The sequence below is a fragment of the Paraburkholderia sp. SIMBA_030 genome, assembly GCF_046535245.1.
Taxonomy (GTDB): Bacteria; Pseudomonadota; Gammaproteobacteria; order Burkholderiales; family Burkholderiaceae; genus Paraburkholderia.
Map to the genome: position 1 here is coordinate 1 of NZ_JAWRXB010001810.1, position 230 is coordinate 230.

General features: G+C 41.3%; 1 pseudogene. It reads right to left on the reverse strand.

What is annotated here, in order from left to right:
- Positions 1-211: pseudogene (locus SB772_RS46225) on the reverse strand (prtrc system protein e); the annotation flags it as partial.
- Positions 212-230: the final 19 nt, after the last annotated feature.

Here is a 230-nt window from a genome sequence, read left to right on the forward strand (position 1 = left end):
AGGTAATGGTTCCAAAAAAGTCCTCGTCCAGTTCCTGTACTGTTCCCCGTAGGGTGCAGGGGACAATCAGTTGTTTGGCGTTGTCGCCACAGTTTTCGTTTTGAAGCAATGCAGATACAATCCAATTGCTTTCTGCGCCCTGTGTGATGGTGATCTGTAAATTACCTGTAATGTTCATTTGGGCGATCTGACTGAAAAAATTAGTATTCATAATTTTAAAATTGATGTGT